Here is a 16,102-nt window from a genome sequence, read left to right as displayed (position 1 = left end):
ATAAACAGTTTTAATCGAATAAAGTCGGATAACATTCGTTTATCAGATCTAATATAGCCGGAGGCAGGCGATGGCGGTAGGCGTGGCGGAAGAGGCGGTGTTTGCCGCCGCCGATGCGGTGTTGGCGCGCGGCGAGCGGCCGACGGTGGAGCGGGTGCGCTTCGAGCTCGGGCGCGGCAGTCCGGCGCGGGTCGGAGCCTTGCTCGATCAATGGTGGGCGCTGTTGGCTCAGCGCCTACGCGGCGAAACGCGCCTACCGGCGCTACCGACGGAGGTGGCGCAGGCATTTGTCGCGGTATGGCAGCAGGCCGTGCTGTTGGCCGACGGCGTCGCCGAGCAGGCCTTGGCCGAGCGCCGCGCGCTGTTGGAAACCGAGCGTTTGCGCGTGGCCGCGGTAGAGAACGAGAGCCGTAAGGCCGAGGCACAGACTCGCCAGCAAGTGGCGGCCGCGCAGGCGGCGCAGCAGACCGCCGAGACCCGCCTGGCGGACCTCGAGCGTTTGCTCGAGCAACAGCAGGGGCGACTGGAGGAGCTGCAGAGCCGCTGCACAGTGCTCACCGACGAGCGCCAGGCAGCCCTGCAGGAAGCCAGTCGTCTGCGCCAGGAACTGCAAGCGGCGCAAGGCCAACTGATTCAGGAGCGCGACTCGACGGCCACCTATGTACGGGGTGTGGAGGATCGCGCGCATCGCGAAATCGATCGCGCCAGGGAAGAGAGTAGGGCAACCACCCTACAGCTTAAGGCCGCAGGTAAGCAGCACGAGCAGTTGCGCCAGCGTCTGGATACCGCGCTCGCCCAGCTCAGCGAAGCTCAGCAACTGGCCGCCGCTGAGGCGGCGCGCGCGGCCACCTTGGCGGAGCAATTGGCTAAACCAGTGCGTGCTAAGCGAACCAGCTCCAAGCCCGTCAAGCGACCGAAAAAGCCAGTCGTCCAAACTTAACCAGTGAGGTGCTGGCCGTCCTCGGTCTGCCCAGCGGAGTAGCGGGGGAGGTGGATCATGCGCCGCGGAGCAATCGCCAAGCAATGTCAACGACTGGGCTTGTCAGTGACCCGCGACTCGAGTGCAAATGCGCGACGAAAGTATCCTCCTGCCCCAGCCATTTCCGCTCAGGCCATCTGGATGTGCAGGAAAAGGTTCAGGCCGGCAGGCTCTGCTTCAATTCTGACTGACTCGCAGGCCAGGGCTGCTCGCCTCGCTAGGGCGATTAGCTGTTCGTCACTTCGATGCGTGAGGAACCAGCCGCCGAACTCCATGTAGGCTCGGGAATCGTTCGGTTCGGTGAAGTTGCCGACGACTTATTCTCCACCCGGGCGCAAGGTCTTCGACAGGACTTTGAGCATTAGCACAAACTCCCTGTCGTCTAGGTAGTCGAAAAGTCCGGCCGACCAGACGAGATCGAAGCGTCGGTGACCCGGCCTGAAGCGTAAGGCGTTCTGCATGTGGAGGGTGACATCTGCTCCACCGAGCAATGTCCTGGCATAGGCGATGGCTTTCTCTTCCTGATCGATGCATTCGAAGTGGATATGGCTTGCGGCGTGCCCCTGCAGGTAAGCGGGTCGACCGGTTTCTGCCAGGACGACACCGTTGAAGCCCAACCTGCCGAGGTCAAGCTCATCAACAAACACATCGACTACTCGAATCGGGTTGGTGTCCGCGACGTAGCCATCCAGGCTCTCGGGCAGCAACGTGCATTGACCTCGATGCTCGCCTTGGATGAAACGCTTCATGGACTGCCCCCGCTATGAGTGCCGACGACAGGATAGCAAGAGCACTGGCCACGTTTTTACACAGCCTGGGCCGATTGCTGTCGCTGGTGAGAGTCCGCCTTTGACCCCATGAGCACCAACACAGCGCCCACCCGCTGAATCATGCATGGACCGAAGAGTCTGAGATGCAGAAAGCGGGGCCTCTCTAAAGGCTCCGTTTTCTGTTCCAGCGAGCTGTCTCATGCCGGCAGGCAGGGCCCCGTGGGTGGTGATCCGGTTCCAGCAATCCCGGATGTGGTTGGCTCATGGCGCGGCGGGGGGGGGTAGCTGTCTTTTTGCCAGCCTCGGTGCAGTACGCCAGAACGGATTATTGGCTGCGAAACGGCGACTCCTATGAGGCGTAGGGCCCGTCGAGGTTTATCTAACTGAGGTCCCGAAAGCGCCTACCACCACGAACGCAGCCAAGCCTTTGCCTGAACGGGTAGCTCCGGGGACGCCTCGCCACCTTCGGTTACCGTGCCAATTTGAGCGGCGATTTCTTGTTGGTGGCCATTATGGCCTTTACCGAGCGCCCGTCATCGAAGGTGTTGATCCGGCCAGGTCCAGCGCGTCCGGGAGCTGCGCCTCCAACTCGGGACTAGCGGACGTTGAAGTCGGTTCCTAAGCGGGTAATGAAGATGGCTGGCGGGTAGGTACCTCTCCGGAAGGGCTGGTGCTTCCTTCTCCAGAGCGTCCCGTTATTGCCATTTAAGCGGCTAACGCACCTGCTCGACATACATGGCCCGGGGCAGCGCGGACGTCGCGACCTGTATCCGAATGTAGCGCTCCCTGCCTTGTCTTCCTGGGTCTTCAGGCCGACCAACAAGGCGTGCCTATCTTGGGTGTATAAAAACAATTGACGCAAATCACAATCATCAATAACGTATATGTAAAAGCGAACATCGAATATCGCACAGCGATACAGAGGTGCAAATTGTACGATCCGCTCGTTGATTCGAACCCTGGCCGTTCACAGCCGCACACCCCCTCCTACTGGGTCGATACGGCGGGTTCGCCGCCGCCGGACGACGGTCCCAGTCAGGGCAATTTGGAGGTCGACGTGGCAATCATTGGGGGCGGATACACCGGCCTCAGCTGCGCCTATCACCTGGCCCGTGAGCACGGGGTCAAGGCAGTCGTGCTCGAAGCGAACCAGACGGCGTGGGGATGCAGCGGTCGCAACGGCAGCTTCGCGCGGATCTCCGGTGGACGCGTGCCGCTGGCGACACTGGTGGAGAAATATGGCCGCGACGCCGCGAAGGCCTACTTCAACGAGATGCACCAGGCGCTGCAGACGACGCGCGACCTGATCCGCATCGGTGACATCGACTGCGACAAGCAGGCTGACGGCGTTTTCAAGGTGGCCAGTAAGGCCGAGCACGTTGCGGCACTCAAGCGTGAAGTCGGCATGTACAACAGCCTGCTCGATTACCCGGCGCGTTTCGTCGAAGCCGGGGACTTGCAGGGTGTGCATGCCGGGGCGGAGTCCTTCGGCGCACTGAACATGCCCGATGGTTTCAGCATGCATCCGCTGAAGCTGGCGTGGGGTATTCAGCGCATGGCCCGCGAAGCGGGAGCGAAGGTTCATCCCGGCAGCCCGGTGACGGACTGGTCCAGCAGCGCTGGCGGACATCGCCTGGTTACGCCGGGTGGGGTGGTCACCGCACGACGCGTGGTGGTCGCCACCAATGGCTATACCTCGCGTGAGCTGAGTCCGTCGCTCACTGGCCGCATTCTGCCGGTGCACTCGCAGATCATCGTAACCCGTCCGCTCCGCGCGCAGGAAAAGGCCGCCAGCCTGCCGGGCAGCGACTGCATGTTCGATACCCGCAACCTGCTGTTCTATTACCGCCGCCTACCCGATGACCGCATCCTGTTTGGCGGTCGCAGCGCGGTGAACGGCCGCGACGCGGAAAACCTGATTCACCGCCAGCGCCTGCTGGATGCGCTGTGCCGCAAGTTCCCTGTGCTGAACGGCATACAGGTCGACTACAACTGGGGCGGCTGGGTGGCGGTGACCAACAACTCTCTGCCGCACTGCTACCAGGTACCCGGCCTGCAGAACGTCTACACCGGCGGCGGCTACGCGGGCAGCGGCGTCTCGTTCTCGGTGCAGACCGGCAAGCGTCTGGCCCAGATGCTCAGCGGCGATTCCCGACCCACGCCCGTGCCTTTCCTTCACGAGGCGCCCAAACCCTTCCCGTTCCAATCCTTCCTGCGTGTAGGCCAGCGAATGGCATACGCCTGGTATCGCTTCAAGGACGCCGAATAAGGCGCACGTCCCACCTGGAGAAAGTGATGATCTACAGCGAATACCTCATCGACGGTGAACTGGTCCGCGGCCAGGGTGATGTCGAACGAATCCTGGCGCCCGCCGATGAAAGCGTGATTCACGAGCTGGCCGATGCATCGCCTGCCCAGCTCGACGCCGCCGTCGACGCGGCCGAGCGTGCCTTCCCGGGCTGGGCGCGCACGCCCCCGCGTCAACGTGGCTACCTACTGCTCAAGCTGGCCGACCGCATCGAGGCGGCGGCGACTGAGCTGGGTACCCTGGAAAGCCGTAACTGCGGCAAGCCGCTGCAGAAGGCCATCGGTCACGAAGTCCCCGCGGTGGCCGATGTGTTCCGTTTCTTCGCTGGTGCTGCGCGTTGCCTGCCGGGCAGTGCGGCGGGTGAATACGTTGCCGGCAGCACCAGCATGATCCGTCGTGATCCGCTGGGCGTGGTCGGTCTGATCGCGCCGTGGAACTACCCGCTGCTGATGGCTGCGTGGAAGCTTGCGCCGGCGCTGGCGGCAGGCAATACCGTGGTGTTCAAACCATCTGAACTCACCCCGCTGAGCGCGCTGTACCTGGCCCGCCTGTGTGCGGAAATCTTCCCGCGTGGTGTCGTCAATATTCTCTCCGGGCGTGGCGCCAGCCTGGGGGCCCAGCTCTCCGGTCACCCCAAGGTGCGCATGGTCTCGGTGACCGGCGACATCGCCACCGGCCAGGCCGTGGTTCGCGCAGCTGCCGGCAACCTCAAACGCACCCATCTGGAGTTGGGCGGCAAGGCACCGGTGCTGGTGTTCGCCGATGCGGACATTCCCGCAGCAGTGAGCATGCTGCGCACTGGCGGCTACTACAACGCCGGCCAGGACTGCACCGCGGCCTGCCGTGTGTACGTCGCCGAGTCGGTCCGCGAGCAGTTCCTCGACGCGCTGGTGCAGCAGGTTTCCACCTTGCACACCGGTCATCCCGAGGATGAGCGCAGCGACTTCGGTCCGCTGATCAGCCGTCGCCAGCAGGAGCGCGTGCAGGGCTTCGTCCAGCGCGCCGCCGCCTTGCCGCACAGCGAGGTGCTGGTGGGCGGGGAAATTCCCGACGGTCCCGGCTTCTTCTTCCAGCCCACCGTCATCGCCGGTGTCCGTCAGGACGACGAGATCGTTCAGAAGGAGGTCTTCGGGCCGGTGGTGTCTGTCACCTCGTTCGACGACGAGGAGCAGGTGCTGGCCTGGGCCAATGACAGCGAGTACGGTCTGTCCGCTTCGGTTTGGACCCGCGACGTGAAGAAGGCGCTGCGCACTTCCGCCCAGCTGCAATACGGCTGCGTCTGGGTGAACCAGCACATGACCCTGGCCACCGAGATGCCCCATGGCGGCCTGCGCCAGTCCGGCTACGGCAAGGACCTCAGCCTGTACGGACTGGAGGACTACACCAGCGTGCGCCACATCATGATCAGCATCGCCTAAGGCACGGCAACAACCTCACAAGAGTGCAGGGAAGGTAACGGGGACACGAGGTCCCGAGCGTTTCGCATCAACTGTCTAACTACAACAAACCAGGAGTTGAAAATGAAGCGAATCCAATGGCGCGTGCGTGCGCTGACAGTGGCACTGGGGTTGCTCGGCATGCATGTCCAGGCCGCGGAAACCGTCACTTTTGCCGGCTGGGGCGGCGCGTTGCAGGACGCCGAGCGCAAGGCGTACTTTGAGCTGGCGGCCAAGCACCACGGCCTGACAGTCAAGGAAGACACCATGGATGGCCTGGCAGCAGTGCGTGCTCAGGTGATGTCCGGCAAGCCCAAGTGGGATGTGGTTGAGTTGGCGTCCAACGATTGCGTGATGGCGGAGGCACAGGGGCTGACCGAGCCTCTGGATTACTCGGTGATCAACAAGGAGGGTGTGGCCGAGAACCTCTACGGCAAGAACTGGATCGCCAGCAACGCATACTCCACCGTACTGGCGTGGACCACCGAAGAGGATGCGGCCAAGCCTCGCACCTGGACCGACTTCTTCAACCCCGAGATAAAAGGCCCGCGCGCACTCTACCGCCAGCCATACACCACTCTGGAGCTGGCGCTGATCGCCGATGGCGTATCGCCCAAGGCGCTCTACCCGCTGGACGCCGACCACGCCTTCAAGGTGCTGCAGCGCATCAAACCGCAGGTGGTGAACTGGTGGAGCAGCGGCAGCGACTCGGCCCAGTTGCTGCGTAGCCGGGAGGTGGATTTCCTGTCGATCTGGGCATCGCGCGCCGATGAGCTGAAACGCTCCGGAGCCAAGGTCGATTACACCTACGACCAGGCGCTGCTCGACTATGACTGCGTGGTGGTGCCCAAGGGCGCCCCGAACAAGGCACAGGCCATGAAGCTGATTGCCCAGATCATGTCCGCGGAAAGCCAGGCCACGCTGGTCACCCTGATTCCCAACCCGCCGATCAACAGCAAGGCCTACGACACCGGTATCATTCCGGCGGACATGGCAGCACGCCTGCCCACCGCGCCGGCCAACGTCGACAAGGTCGCGTTCTTCGATCCGCGCTGGTGGCAGGACCACCAGGCCGAACTGCAGCAGCGTTTCGATCTGTTCATTCAGAACTGATCAGGGGAGGGGAAGCATGCACAGGATGATCCAAACCACCCTTGCCGGCGCTGTGCTGGCGAGTCTTTCCGTCATGGCACAGGCCGAGACGGTGACGTTCTCTGGCTGGGGCGGCGCCCTGCAGGATGCCGAACGCAAGGCCTACCTAGAGCCGGCGGCGAGCGCGCTGGGCATCGAGATTCGCGAGGACAACATGTCCGGCCTGTCGGCCGTGCGCGCCCAGGTGATGTCCGGCAAGCCCAAGTGGGACATCGTCGAGCTGGGCAGCAGCGAGTGCGCCCAGGCGGAAGAGGAGGGCCTGTCCGAGCCGCTGGACTACTCGGTGATCGACAAGGCCAACGTCGACCTGGCGGTGGTCAGCAAGAACTGGGTCGGCAGCCATGCCTACGCCACCGTGGTGGCGTGGGCCAAGGACACCGGGCACCCGGTGGCGCATAACTGGCAGCAGTTCTTCGACCCGCAGGTGAAAGGCGCGCGCGCCCTTTATCGGCAGCCCTGGCTGACCATGGAAGCGGCGCTGCTCGGTGATGGCGTAGCGCCGAAGGACCTGTATCCGCTGGATGTCGACCGTGCCTTCAAAGTGCTGGAGCGCATCAAGCCGCAGGTGGCCAACTGGTGGAGTGCCGGAGCGGATTCGGCGCAGTTGCTGCGCAGCCGCGAAGTGGACTTCCTGGCCATCTGGAACGGCCGCGTGGCGGACGTTAAGAGCCACGATGTCCAGGTCGACTACAGCTTCGACGGCGCCATCCTCAGCCATGATTGCCTGATAGTGCCCAAGGGCGCGGCCAACAAGGCACTGGCGATGAAGGTGATCGGCCAGATCCTCACGCCGGAAAGCCAGGCGCGCCTGGCCACGCTGATTCCCTACGCGCCGGTCAACAGCCAGGCCTACGCCACCGGCATCATCAGCGCGGAACAGGCTCGTCGGTTGCCGACCTCGCCGGAGAACGTCGACAAGGTGGTGATGATCGACCCGCACTGGTGGGTGAAGAACCAGACCGCCCTGCAGCAGCGCTTCGATCTGTTCATTACCCAGTAGGACGATGGGGCGCCTGCAGGCGCCCCGTCATAACAAGAAGCTTTACGCCTTACGGCATCGAGTCCGAGCATGTCCGATACCAAGCTTTCGACCTCCATCGATATCGAGAACGTCACCAAGACCTACGGCAGCTTCGCCGCCCTGGACAACGTTTCCCTGAACATCCGCAGCGGCGAGTTTCTCTCGCTGCTGGGGTCCTCGGGGTCCGGCAAGACGACGTTGCTCATGGCCCTGGCCGGCTTCGTCCGTCCCGACGCGGGGAGCGTGCGCTTCGGCGGTCGCGAGATGGTCTTCGAGCCCCCGCACAAGCGCGACCTAGGCATGATGTTCCAGAACTACGCGCTGTTCCCGCACATGAACGTGTTCCAGAACGTTGCCTATCCGCTGAAACTGCGTGGCTACAGCCGCGAGGAAATCCGCAAGCGGGTCGGTGAAGCGCTGGCCATGGTCGAACTGGACAAGCTGGTGGAGCGGCGCATCGACGAGATGTCCGGCGGCCAGCGGCAGCGCATCGCCCTGGCGCGTGCGATCGTCTTCGAGCCAAAGATCCTGCTGATGGACGAGCCGCTCTCGGCACTGGACAAGCGCCTGCGCGAAACCATGCAGCTGGAGATCCGTCGCCTGCACGAACGCCTGGGCATGACCGTGGTGTACGTCACCCACGACCAGCGCGAGGCGCTGACCATGTCCGACCGTATCGCGGTAATGAGCCAGGGCCGCATCCAGCAGGTCGATACGCCGGAGAACCTCTACGAGCGTCCGGCTAACCGTTTCATCGCCGAGTTCGTCGGCGAGTCGTCCTTCCTTCCGGTGTCGCTGCGCGAGGGCAAGGCATGGCATCGCGACCAGCCGCTCAACGCAGTGTTCAGCAATGGCAAGCTGGGCAATCCCCACCTGGTGATCCGTCCCGAGAAGCTGCAGTTCGTCGATGAAGGTGCGCAAGGTTTCAACCTGTTCCGCGGCCAGGTGCAGGACGTGATCTACCAAGGCGAGAGCCAGTTGCTGCAGATCGACCTGGGGCAGGGCGAGCAGGTATCGATCCGCCGTCCTTCGCGTAGCTCCTCCGGTGGCCTGCCTTCGCGCGGGGATGCCGTGGTGCTGGGCCTGCACCCGCAGGACTGCCTCATCGTAGGGGAATCGGCATGACCACCCTGAACCTCGACACGGCGCTGCACGGCAGTGCGCTGCGCCGCGCGACCCAGCGCCATGCGTGGCTGCTGCTGTCGCCGATGGTCCCCGCGCTGCTGCTGGTGCTAGTGACCTTCGTGATTCCCATCGGCTGGCTGTTCGGCCTGTCGCTGTTCGACGCGCAGGGCCAGCTGACCGTGGAAAACTACACGCGCCTGCTACAGCCGATCTACGTGCTGGCCTTCACCCAGACCTTCAAGGTCAGCCTAATCGTCACGGTCGCCTGCGTGCTGATCGGCTACCCTTATGCCTACTTCATGGTGCACGGCCCGCGTCGGTTGGCTGGCCTGGCCATGGCGCTGCTGCTGGTGTCGCTGTGGACATCGCTGCTGGTGCGAACCTACGCATGGCTGGTTCTGCTGCAGCGCCGGGGCGTGGTCAACGACCTGCTGATGTCGCTGGGCATCGTCGATGCGCCCCTGGCGCTGGTGCACAATCTGACCGGCACGGTGATCGGCATGACCCACATCATGCTGCCGTACATGATCCTGCCGCTGTTCGCCGCGATGAAGAGCATCAACCCGATCTACCTGCAGGCCGCCTCGACCTTCGGCGCCTCGCCCAGCCGGGCGTTCCGCGATGTGTTCCTGCCGCTGTCGCTGCCGGGCCTGGCCGCTGGCGCGACGCTGGTCTTCGTCCTCAGCCTGGGTTTCTACGTGACCCCGGCGCTGCTGGGGGGCGGCAAGGTACAGATGCTGTCGATGCGCATCGAGAGTGACGTGTCGATGTACGCCAACTGGGGTGCCGCCTCGTCCCTGGGGGTGGTGTTGCTGGTGGCGACATTACTGATCCTGTTCATCGTCAAGAAGATCGCCGGCCTGGGCCGGCGCAGCGAGTGAAGCCATGAATCGATCCTTCTCGCACCTGGGCGTGCAGCTAGCGCGCCGCGCCTGGCTCTACCTGGTGGTGGCAGCGACCATGCTGTTCCTGCTCACGCCGACCCTGATCGTGCTGCCGATGTCGCTGTCGGACGCTCGCTACCTGAGCTTCCCGCCCAAACCGCTTAGCCTGCAGCCGTTCTTCAACTACCTCGCCTCGGTGGAGTGGCGTGCCGCTACCCAGGTCTCGCTGATCACCGCCACTCTGACGATGCTGCTGGCGACCACGCTGGGTACGGCGGCGGCCTATGCGCTGCACAACAGCCAGCAACGCTACCTGGGTGTGCTGCGCGGTCTGATGATGGCGCCGATGATCGTGCCGTCGATCTTCACCGCCATCGGCCTGTTCTTCATCTATGCCCGACTGGACCTGAACAACAGCATCCCCGGCCTGGTACTGGCGCACACGCTGCTGGCGCTGCCCTACGTGATCATCAACGTGGGCGCCGGCCTGAAGAGCTACGACATGACCCAGGAGCACGCCGCCTGCATCCTCGGCGCCAGTCGCCTGCGCGCCTTCGTCGATGTGACCCTGCCGCAGATACGCTTTTCGGTGATCGCCGCGGCGATGTTTGCCTTTGCCGTGTCCCTGGACGAGGCGGTCATCTCGCTGTTCATCAGCGGCGGTGACAGCGCGACGCTGACCAAGCGCATGTTCAGCTCGCTGCGTTCGGAGATCGACCCGCTGATCGCCGTGGTCGCGACGCTGATGACCCTGCTGTCGATCGTCATGCTCGCCATCAGCCTCACAGCGCAACGTCGCGCCCAGAAGAGGGCGCGCGCATGAGCGCTGGCGTGCTCCGTCTGCCGGGCGCCACCGGGCAGGCGCTGTCGTTCAGCTGGAACGGACGGAAACTGACCGGGCTGGAGGGCGACAGCGTGGCCGAGGCGCTGCTGGCCAATGGCATTCGCGGTCTGGCGTTCACCCGCAAGGCGCATCGACCCATGGGGCTCTCCGGCTTCTATACCACCGGCGTGCTGGCTCGGGTCGATGGCGTGCCCAATGTCCGGCTGGACCAGTGCCGCTTGCGCGAGGGCATGCAGGTGTCCACGCAGAACTGCTGGCCGCAGCCGGGATTCGATCTGCTGCGCCTGGCCAGGCTGGTGCCTGCCGCCTGGATCCAGGGTGGCTTCGAGCACACCAACCTGGTGCCCAGCGGAGGTCGTCTGTTCCAGCGCTGGGAAGCCTTGCTGGCATTTCTCGCCGGGGTAGCGGAGCCTGCGTCCTCGCGGGCCCAGGTGGCCGTGCCGGAAGGTCGTCGCCTGTTTGCCGAGGTGCTGGTGATCGGCGCCGGGCCGGCCGGCTGTGCGGCAGCCAATGCCGTTGCCGCCCAGGGCCGGCACGTGCTGCTGGTGTCCCGCGGGAAGGCAGCTGGCGGGCTCGCCCGGCATGCGGGCGTCGATGTGCCCGGGCTGGACCCGCGTGTGGAGTGCCTGTTCGGCGTCGATGTCTTCGGGGCCTACCGGGAAGGCCAACTGCTGCTCGCTGCGCCGCTGGATGGCAGCGATGGCGCACTGGCCCTGGAAGCTGGCGAAGTGATTCTGGCCACCGGACGTCGTCCGGTGCCGCCCCTCGTACCAGGTACGTGGCTGCCCGGTGTGATGGATGCGCGCACCGCACTGGCGCTGGCCGCGGACCGGCGTATTGCGCCCGGAGCCTCGGTCGCGGTGCTGGGTACTGGTGAGCAGGATGCGCTGGCCCAACGCCTGCGAGCCCTGGGGGTGAATGTCGTGAGGGTGGCGCCTTTGGAGCGACTGCAGCGGATAAGTGGCTTCAACTGCGTGCGCGGCATCGAGCTGGAGGGTAAGTGCGCCTGCGATGCCGTGGTACTGGCCGGCACCGGCGCCTTCGACGATAGCTTGAGTTTCCAGGGTTCCGCCCAGGGGCGTCTGCAACTGGTCGGTGGTTTCAGCGCCTACCGGCGTGTCGGTGCCGCCGCCGATGCCGATGCGGCGTTGCCGGTCCGGCATTCCGCGGTGTTGCTGTGCCCATGCTTCGATGTGTCTGGCGCAGAGGTCGACCGCTTGCTGGAGCAGGGCGTCCAGGACCTGGAAGTAATCAAGCGCCTGACCTCCTGCGGTATGGGGCCGTGCCAGGGCCAGCCCTGCTGGCACTCTCTGCGCGATTACGTCGCCGCGCGCCTGGGCGTGCCACCGGCAAGCCTGAACAAACCCACCCTGCGCCCGCCGCGCAGGGCGCTGACCGTCGCCCAGGCTGCAGGCCTGGCGGATGTGGTGGAGCCGCTGCAATGATCGACCATCTTCCACTGCCGCCGCGCTGCTCGGTGCTGATCGTCGGTGCCGGTATCCAGGGCCTGTCGCTGGCCTTCAGCCTCGCCGAGCGCGGCGTGCGCGACATTCTGGTGCTGGACGCCGGCTATTGGCAGGGAGGTGCGTCGGGGCGCAATGGCACGCTCATTCGCGGAGCGTTCAGCTCGTCGGAGTGGACGCACTTCTTTGCTCATTCCAACCGCCTTTGGCTGGGCCTTTCGAGGCGCCTCGGCGAGAACGTGATGTACTCGCGGCGCGGCTACAGCATGATCGGCGAGCGCGACAGCACGGCCGAGCTGCTGCAGCGTACCCGTGAGGTCCACCGCGAATGCGGTATCGACTCGCAACTGCTCGATCCGGCGCAACTGCGCCACGTGCTGCCAGCCCTGGCCCATGAGCGTGTGAGTGCGGCACTGCACCTGCCCGACAGCGGCGTGGCGCCCCACCATGCGGCGATGTACGCCTTTCGCAAGGCCTGCGAGCGGCTCGGCGTGCGGATCGAGTACCGTACCCGTGTGGACGCCGTCGACCACAGCGCCGGGCGGGTGAGCGGCGTGCGTGTCGGGCAGCAGCGTATCCAGGCCGACACCGTGGTCCTGGCCGGCGGTGCGGACAGCAACGCGCTGGCGCAAATGGCCGGCGTGCCCCTGGAAGGCTACCCGATGCGCCTGGAGGCCATGGCCCTGGAGCCTACGCGGCCATTGATTGGCCCTGCCGTCGCCTTGCTCGACCGGCTCTGCTACATGCACCAGACTGCGCGTGGCGAAGTGGTGGGCGGTGCCGAGGTGGCCGAGCGGCCACAGGATAGCCTCGCTGCGGATGTGCCAGTGATGGCGGCCACGGCCAGAGCCTACCTGGAAATGTTTCCGCAACTCGGCCAGGCCCGTATCCTTCGCCAATGGGCGGGACTGGTGCATATTTCGCCGGATTTCGGCCCGATGCTGGGTGCGCACCCGCGTGTGCCGGGGCTGTTCATCAGCGCAGGCTGGTGCTACGGCCACGCCGGTGCGCCCGCCGCCGGCGACCTGTTGGCGCGCGCCATCGTCGAGGGAGTGGTGGACGAACGCATGCAGCCCTTCGCGGTCGATCGTTTCGAACGCGGCTGCCCGGTCGTCGAGCCGGGCATCGTACTGAGCCATTTTGAATGAATAACCGTGAACCGGAGCGTTGGTCCGGACTGGCCGAACGAGCCAGGAAAAACGCTCCATCTGCTGCCTTTCAAGGAACCCCGCCATGAGCGCCGTCGAAGATTCGCCTCTGTTTGTCACCGCGCTGTCCAAGGGCCTGTCGATCATCACTGCCTTCCGCAGCGGTCGGCCGAGCATGAACCTAGTCGAGCTGGCCGAGGCCACCGGACTGAACAAGAGCACGGTACAGCGGTCGGTGTTCACCCTCGAAGCCCTGGGCTATGTGGGCAAGGACCCCGACACCAAGCGCTATCGGCTGACGCCGCGCTCGCTGGACCTGGGGTCGGGCTACCTGCAGACCAGCGACCTGGTGGAGCGCTCCAACCCTTACCTGCACGAGCTCAACCGCGGGACCGAGGAGAGCTGCAACCTGCTCGAGCCTTGTGGCCTGGACATGCTCTATGTCGCACGTTTCCCCAGTCATCGGCAGATTTCCATCCATGTGCCGCTGGGTCGTCACCTGCCGATGTACTGCACGGCGGCCGGGCGTGCCTATCTCGCCGCGCTGCCGCCGGCGGAATGCGACGCCATCCTCGATGCGTCGGAGCTGGTCGCCCACACCGCCAGCACCATCGTTGATCGCCAGCGCCTGGGCGAGGTGATCGATCAGGCACGGCGCGACGGCTATGCCTTCGCCAACGAAGAGTTCTACGTCGGCGACATCAGCGTCGCCGCTGCCGTGGTTAACGCCAATGGCTATCCCCTCGGTGCGGTGAACGTCGCCGTGCCGTTCAGTCGCTGGTCGCTGGACGATGCAAGGCGTGACCTCGCTCCGAAAGTGATCAACACAGCCCGGTCGATCTCCAGCGCGGCGCGCAGCCTGCGCCCGATGACCTGACGCCAGGGCGGCAGCGCCGCCCGCTACCTCGACTTGCCCGCACTGTGCGCCTCCGGGCGCGCAACGGGAGCCTTTTGCTCCGCGAAAGAGGAGCGCCAAACTTGGGAGAAAGGATATGCGTGAAACCATGAAAGCGGCTGTGCTGCACCGTATCGGCGAGGCGTTGAGGGTGGAGTCGGTTCCGGTGCCACAGCCGGGGCCGGGCGAGGTGCTGATCAAGATCACCGCATGCGGCGTATGCCACAGCGACCTGCACGCCATCGATGGTGACTGGTCCTCGTTGCCGAGCCTGCCGCTGATTCCCGGGCATGAGATCACCGGTCACGTGGTCGCGCAGGGGGCCGGAGTGAGCGAGCCGGCTATCGGCGCGGCAGTGGGTTTGCCCTGGATGTACAGCGCCTGCGGAACCTGCGAATTCTGCCTGGGCGGCATGGAAACCATCTGCTCGAAGCGCGAATCCACCGGCTACAGCCGCCCTGGCGGCTACGCCGAATACATGGTCGCGCCGGCGGCCTTCGTCGCCAACATTCCCGACGGAGCGGACCTCTACGAGTTGGCGCCGATCCTCTGCGCCGGCGTGACAACCTATCGCGGCCTGAAGCGCTCTGGCGCCCGTCCTGGCCAGTGGGTCGCGGTACTCGGGATCGGTGGCCTCGGCCATGTCGCCGTGCAGTACGCGGTGGCCATGGGGCTGCGCGTGGCCGCCGTGGATGTCTCGGTCGACAAGCTCGAACTGGCTCGCAGCTACGGCGCGGAGTGCCTGATCGACGCCCGCAGCAACCCGGTGGAGACGCTGCGTGAACGGATTCCCGGTGGAGTGCATGCCGCGCTGGTGACGGCAGTGGCGAACGCAGCCTTCGAGCAATCGGTAGGCATGCTGCGGCCGGGCGGCACCGCGGTCTTCATCGGTCTGCCCGGCGGTTCGGCAGACACCGTGCGGGCGTCCATCTCGGCCATCGCCGGCTGGGAGCTGAGCATCACCGGCTCGAACATCGGCACCCGCCTGGACCTCAACGAAGCAGTGGCCTTTGCCGCTGCCGGCAAGGTGCGCGCGCAGATCGTCCGCGAGCCCCTGGAACAGATCAACGACATCTTCGAGCGTATGCGCCAAGGCAATCTGGTTGGCCGCACCGTGCTCGAAATCGCCTGAAAAACTGATGACCCACTGAAGGAATCCATCCATGAGCATTTCCCGCTTCCAGCCCAACAACGGCCGCCTCAGCCATGCGTTGGTGCACAACGGTATCGTCTACGTCACTGGCCAAGTGCCTGTAGATCGCACCCAGGATGTACGCGGCCAGACCGCCCAGGTGCTGGCGCGCATTGACGAACTGCTGGCCGAAGCCGGCTCCGACAAGGCGCACATCCTCTTTGCCCAGGTCTGGCTCAAGCACGCGGTGAAGGACTTCGCCGAAATGAATGCCGCCTGGGACGCCTGGGTACCTAAGGATGCGCTGCCGGCGCGCGCAACGGTCGAGGCTAACCTGGCCGCGGAGAACATTCTAGTCGAGATCGCCGTCCAGGCGGCGGTGCGGAGCTGATTCATGTCCACGGTCCATCACCTCATCAACGGCCAGCAAGTGGCTGACACCGGCCGCAGCGCCGACGTCTTCAACCCGTCCACCGGCGAAGCCGTGCGCAAGGTCCCGCTGGCCAGCCGCGAAACCGTGCAGCAGGCCATCGACGCCGCCAAGGCCGCCTTCCCGGCCTGGCGCAACACCCCGGCGGCCAAGCGCGCCCAGGTGCTGTTCCGCTTCAAGCAACTGCTCGAAGCCAACGAAGAACGCATCGTCAAACTGATCAGCGAAGAACACGGCAAGACCCTCGAAGACGCTGCCGGCGAGCTGAAGCGCGGCATCGAGAACGTCGAATACGCCACCGCCGCCCCGGAAATCCTCAAGGGCGAATACAGCCGCAACGTCGGCCCGAACATCGACGCCTGGAGCGACTTCCAGCCGATCGGCGTGGTCGCCGGCATCACCCCGTTCAACTTCCCGGCCATGGTCCCGCTGTGGATGTACCCGCTGGCCATCGCCTGCGGCAACACCTTCGTCCTCAAGCCGTCCGAGCGCGACCCCAGCTCCACCCTGCTGAT

The 16,102-nt window shown here is 65.0% G+C and carries 15 protein-coding genes and 1 pseudogene; 14 read left to right on the top strand and 2 right to left on the bottom strand.

The features are described 5' to 3' along the window. Positions 1 to 70 precede the first annotated feature (70 nt). On the top strand, positions 71 to 940 hold the full coding sequence (locus BLQ74_RS22075) for a DNA-binding protein (protein ID WP_090266502.1): 870 nt from the start codon (positions 71 to 73) through the stop codon (positions 938 to 940). A gap of 356 nt (positions 941 to 1,296) precedes the next feature. On the opposite strand, the gene BLQ74_RS27765 is transcribed toward BLQ74_RS22075, so the two are convergent. Next, a complete protein-coding gene (locus BLQ74_RS27765; RefSeq protein WP_280139891.1) occupies positions 1,297 to 1,524 on the bottom strand; it encodes a class I SAM-dependent methyltransferase in 228 nt (75 codons plus the stop codon). Between the two features lie 24 nt (positions 1,525 to 1,548). After that, positions 1,549 to 1,728, bottom strand: a pseudogene (locus tag BLQ74_RS27760) (IS5/IS1182 family transposase); the annotation flags it as partial. A 952-nt stretch (positions 1,729 to 2,680) separates the two neighbouring features. Between BLQ74_RS27760 and BLQ74_RS22065 the strand changes: the two are divergent. The 13 genes from BLQ74_RS22065 to BLQ74_RS22005 all read left to right on the top strand — a co-directional run. Further along, on the top strand, positions 2,681 to 4,018 hold the full coding sequence (locus BLQ74_RS22065) for an NAD(P)/FAD-dependent oxidoreductase (RefSeq protein ID WP_090266498.1): 1,338 nt from the start codon (positions 2,681 to 2,683) through the stop codon (positions 4,016 to 4,018). Between the two features lie 29 nt (positions 4,019 to 4,047). Continuing rightward, complete coding sequence (locus BLQ74_RS22060; protein WP_090267045.1) at positions 4,048 to 5,475, top strand: gamma-aminobutyraldehyde dehydrogenase; 1,428 nt, start codon at positions 4,048 to 4,050, stop codon at positions 5,473 to 5,475. A gap of 102 nt (positions 5,476 to 5,577) precedes the next feature. Continuing rightward, on the top strand, positions 5,578 to 6,606 hold the full coding sequence (locus BLQ74_RS22055) for an ABC transporter substrate-binding protein (RefSeq protein WP_090266494.1): 1,029 nt from the start codon (positions 5,578 to 5,580) through the stop codon (positions 6,604 to 6,606). 16 nt (positions 6,607 to 6,622) lie between these two features. After that, positions 6,623 to 7,645, top strand: a complete 1,023-nt coding sequence (locus tag BLQ74_RS22050) for an ABC transporter substrate-binding protein (RefSeq protein ID WP_090266489.1) — start codon at positions 6,623 to 6,625, stop codon at positions 7,643 to 7,645. Between the two features lie 69 nt (positions 7,646 to 7,714). Further along, positions 7,715 to 8,791, top strand: a complete 1,077-nt coding sequence (locus BLQ74_RS22045; protein ID WP_090266485.1) for an ABC transporter ATP-binding protein — start codon at positions 7,715 to 7,717, stop codon at positions 8,789 to 8,791. Then, positions 8,788 to 9,672 (top strand): ABC transporter permease, encoded by an 885-nt coding sequence (locus BLQ74_RS22040; RefSeq protein WP_090266482.1) that lies wholly within the window; start codon positions 8,788 to 8,790, stop codon positions 9,670 to 9,672. The genes BLQ74_RS22045 and BLQ74_RS22040 overlap by 4 nt, the downstream gene beginning before the upstream one ends. Before the next feature lie 4 nt (positions 9,673 to 9,676). Then, a complete protein-coding gene (locus BLQ74_RS22035; RefSeq protein WP_090266480.1) occupies positions 9,677 to 10,498 on the top strand; it encodes an ABC transporter permease in 822 nt (273 codons plus the stop codon). Then, on the top strand, positions 10,495 to 11,964 hold the full coding sequence (locus tag BLQ74_RS22030) for a 2Fe-2S iron-sulfur cluster-binding protein (protein WP_090266477.1): 1,470 nt from the start codon (positions 10,495 to 10,497) through the stop codon (positions 11,962 to 11,964). The genes BLQ74_RS22035 and BLQ74_RS22030 overlap by 4 nt, the downstream gene beginning before the upstream one ends. Beyond that, complete coding sequence (locus tag BLQ74_RS22025) at positions 11,961 to 13,130, top strand: NAD(P)/FAD-dependent oxidoreductase (protein ID WP_090266473.1); 1,170 nt, start codon at positions 11,961 to 11,963, stop codon at positions 13,128 to 13,130. Before BLQ74_RS22030 ends, BLQ74_RS22025 begins: the two co-directional genes overlap by 4 nt. An 85-nt stretch (positions 13,131 to 13,215) precedes the next feature. Continuing rightward, positions 13,216 to 14,007: an IclR family transcriptional regulator gene (locus BLQ74_RS22020; protein WP_090266469.1), complete on the top strand. Its 792-nt coding sequence runs from the start codon at positions 13,216 to 13,218 to the stop codon at positions 14,005 to 14,007. 115 nt (positions 14,008 to 14,122) lie between these two features. After that, the gene (locus BLQ74_RS22015) at positions 14,123 to 15,157 is read left to right on the top strand and encodes a zinc-dependent alcohol dehydrogenase (RefSeq protein ID WP_090266465.1); all 1,035 of its coding nucleotides are present in this window, start codon (positions 14,123 to 14,125) and stop codon (positions 15,155 to 15,157) included. Between the two features lie 31 nt (positions 15,158 to 15,188). Further along, positions 15,189 to 15,548, top strand: coding sequence for a RidA family protein (locus BLQ74_RS22010; RefSeq protein ID WP_090266461.1), 360 nt, complete (start codon positions 15,189 to 15,191; stop codon positions 15,546 to 15,548). Between the two features lie 3 nt (positions 15,549 to 15,551). Beyond that, positions 15,552 to 16,102 (top strand): aldehyde dehydrogenase family protein (locus BLQ74_RS22005; RefSeq protein ID WP_139199102.1); only part of this gene is annotated, 551 nt, incomplete at its 3' end.

It is taken from the genome of Pseudomonas panipatensis, assembly GCF_900099785.1.
GTDB classification, from domain to species: domain Bacteria; phylum Pseudomonadota; class Gammaproteobacteria; order Pseudomonadales; family Pseudomonadaceae; genus Pseudomonas; species Pseudomonas panipatensis.
Note: the sequence above shows the minus strand (reverse complement) of the source record. Positions and strands in the feature narration are given on the sequence as shown.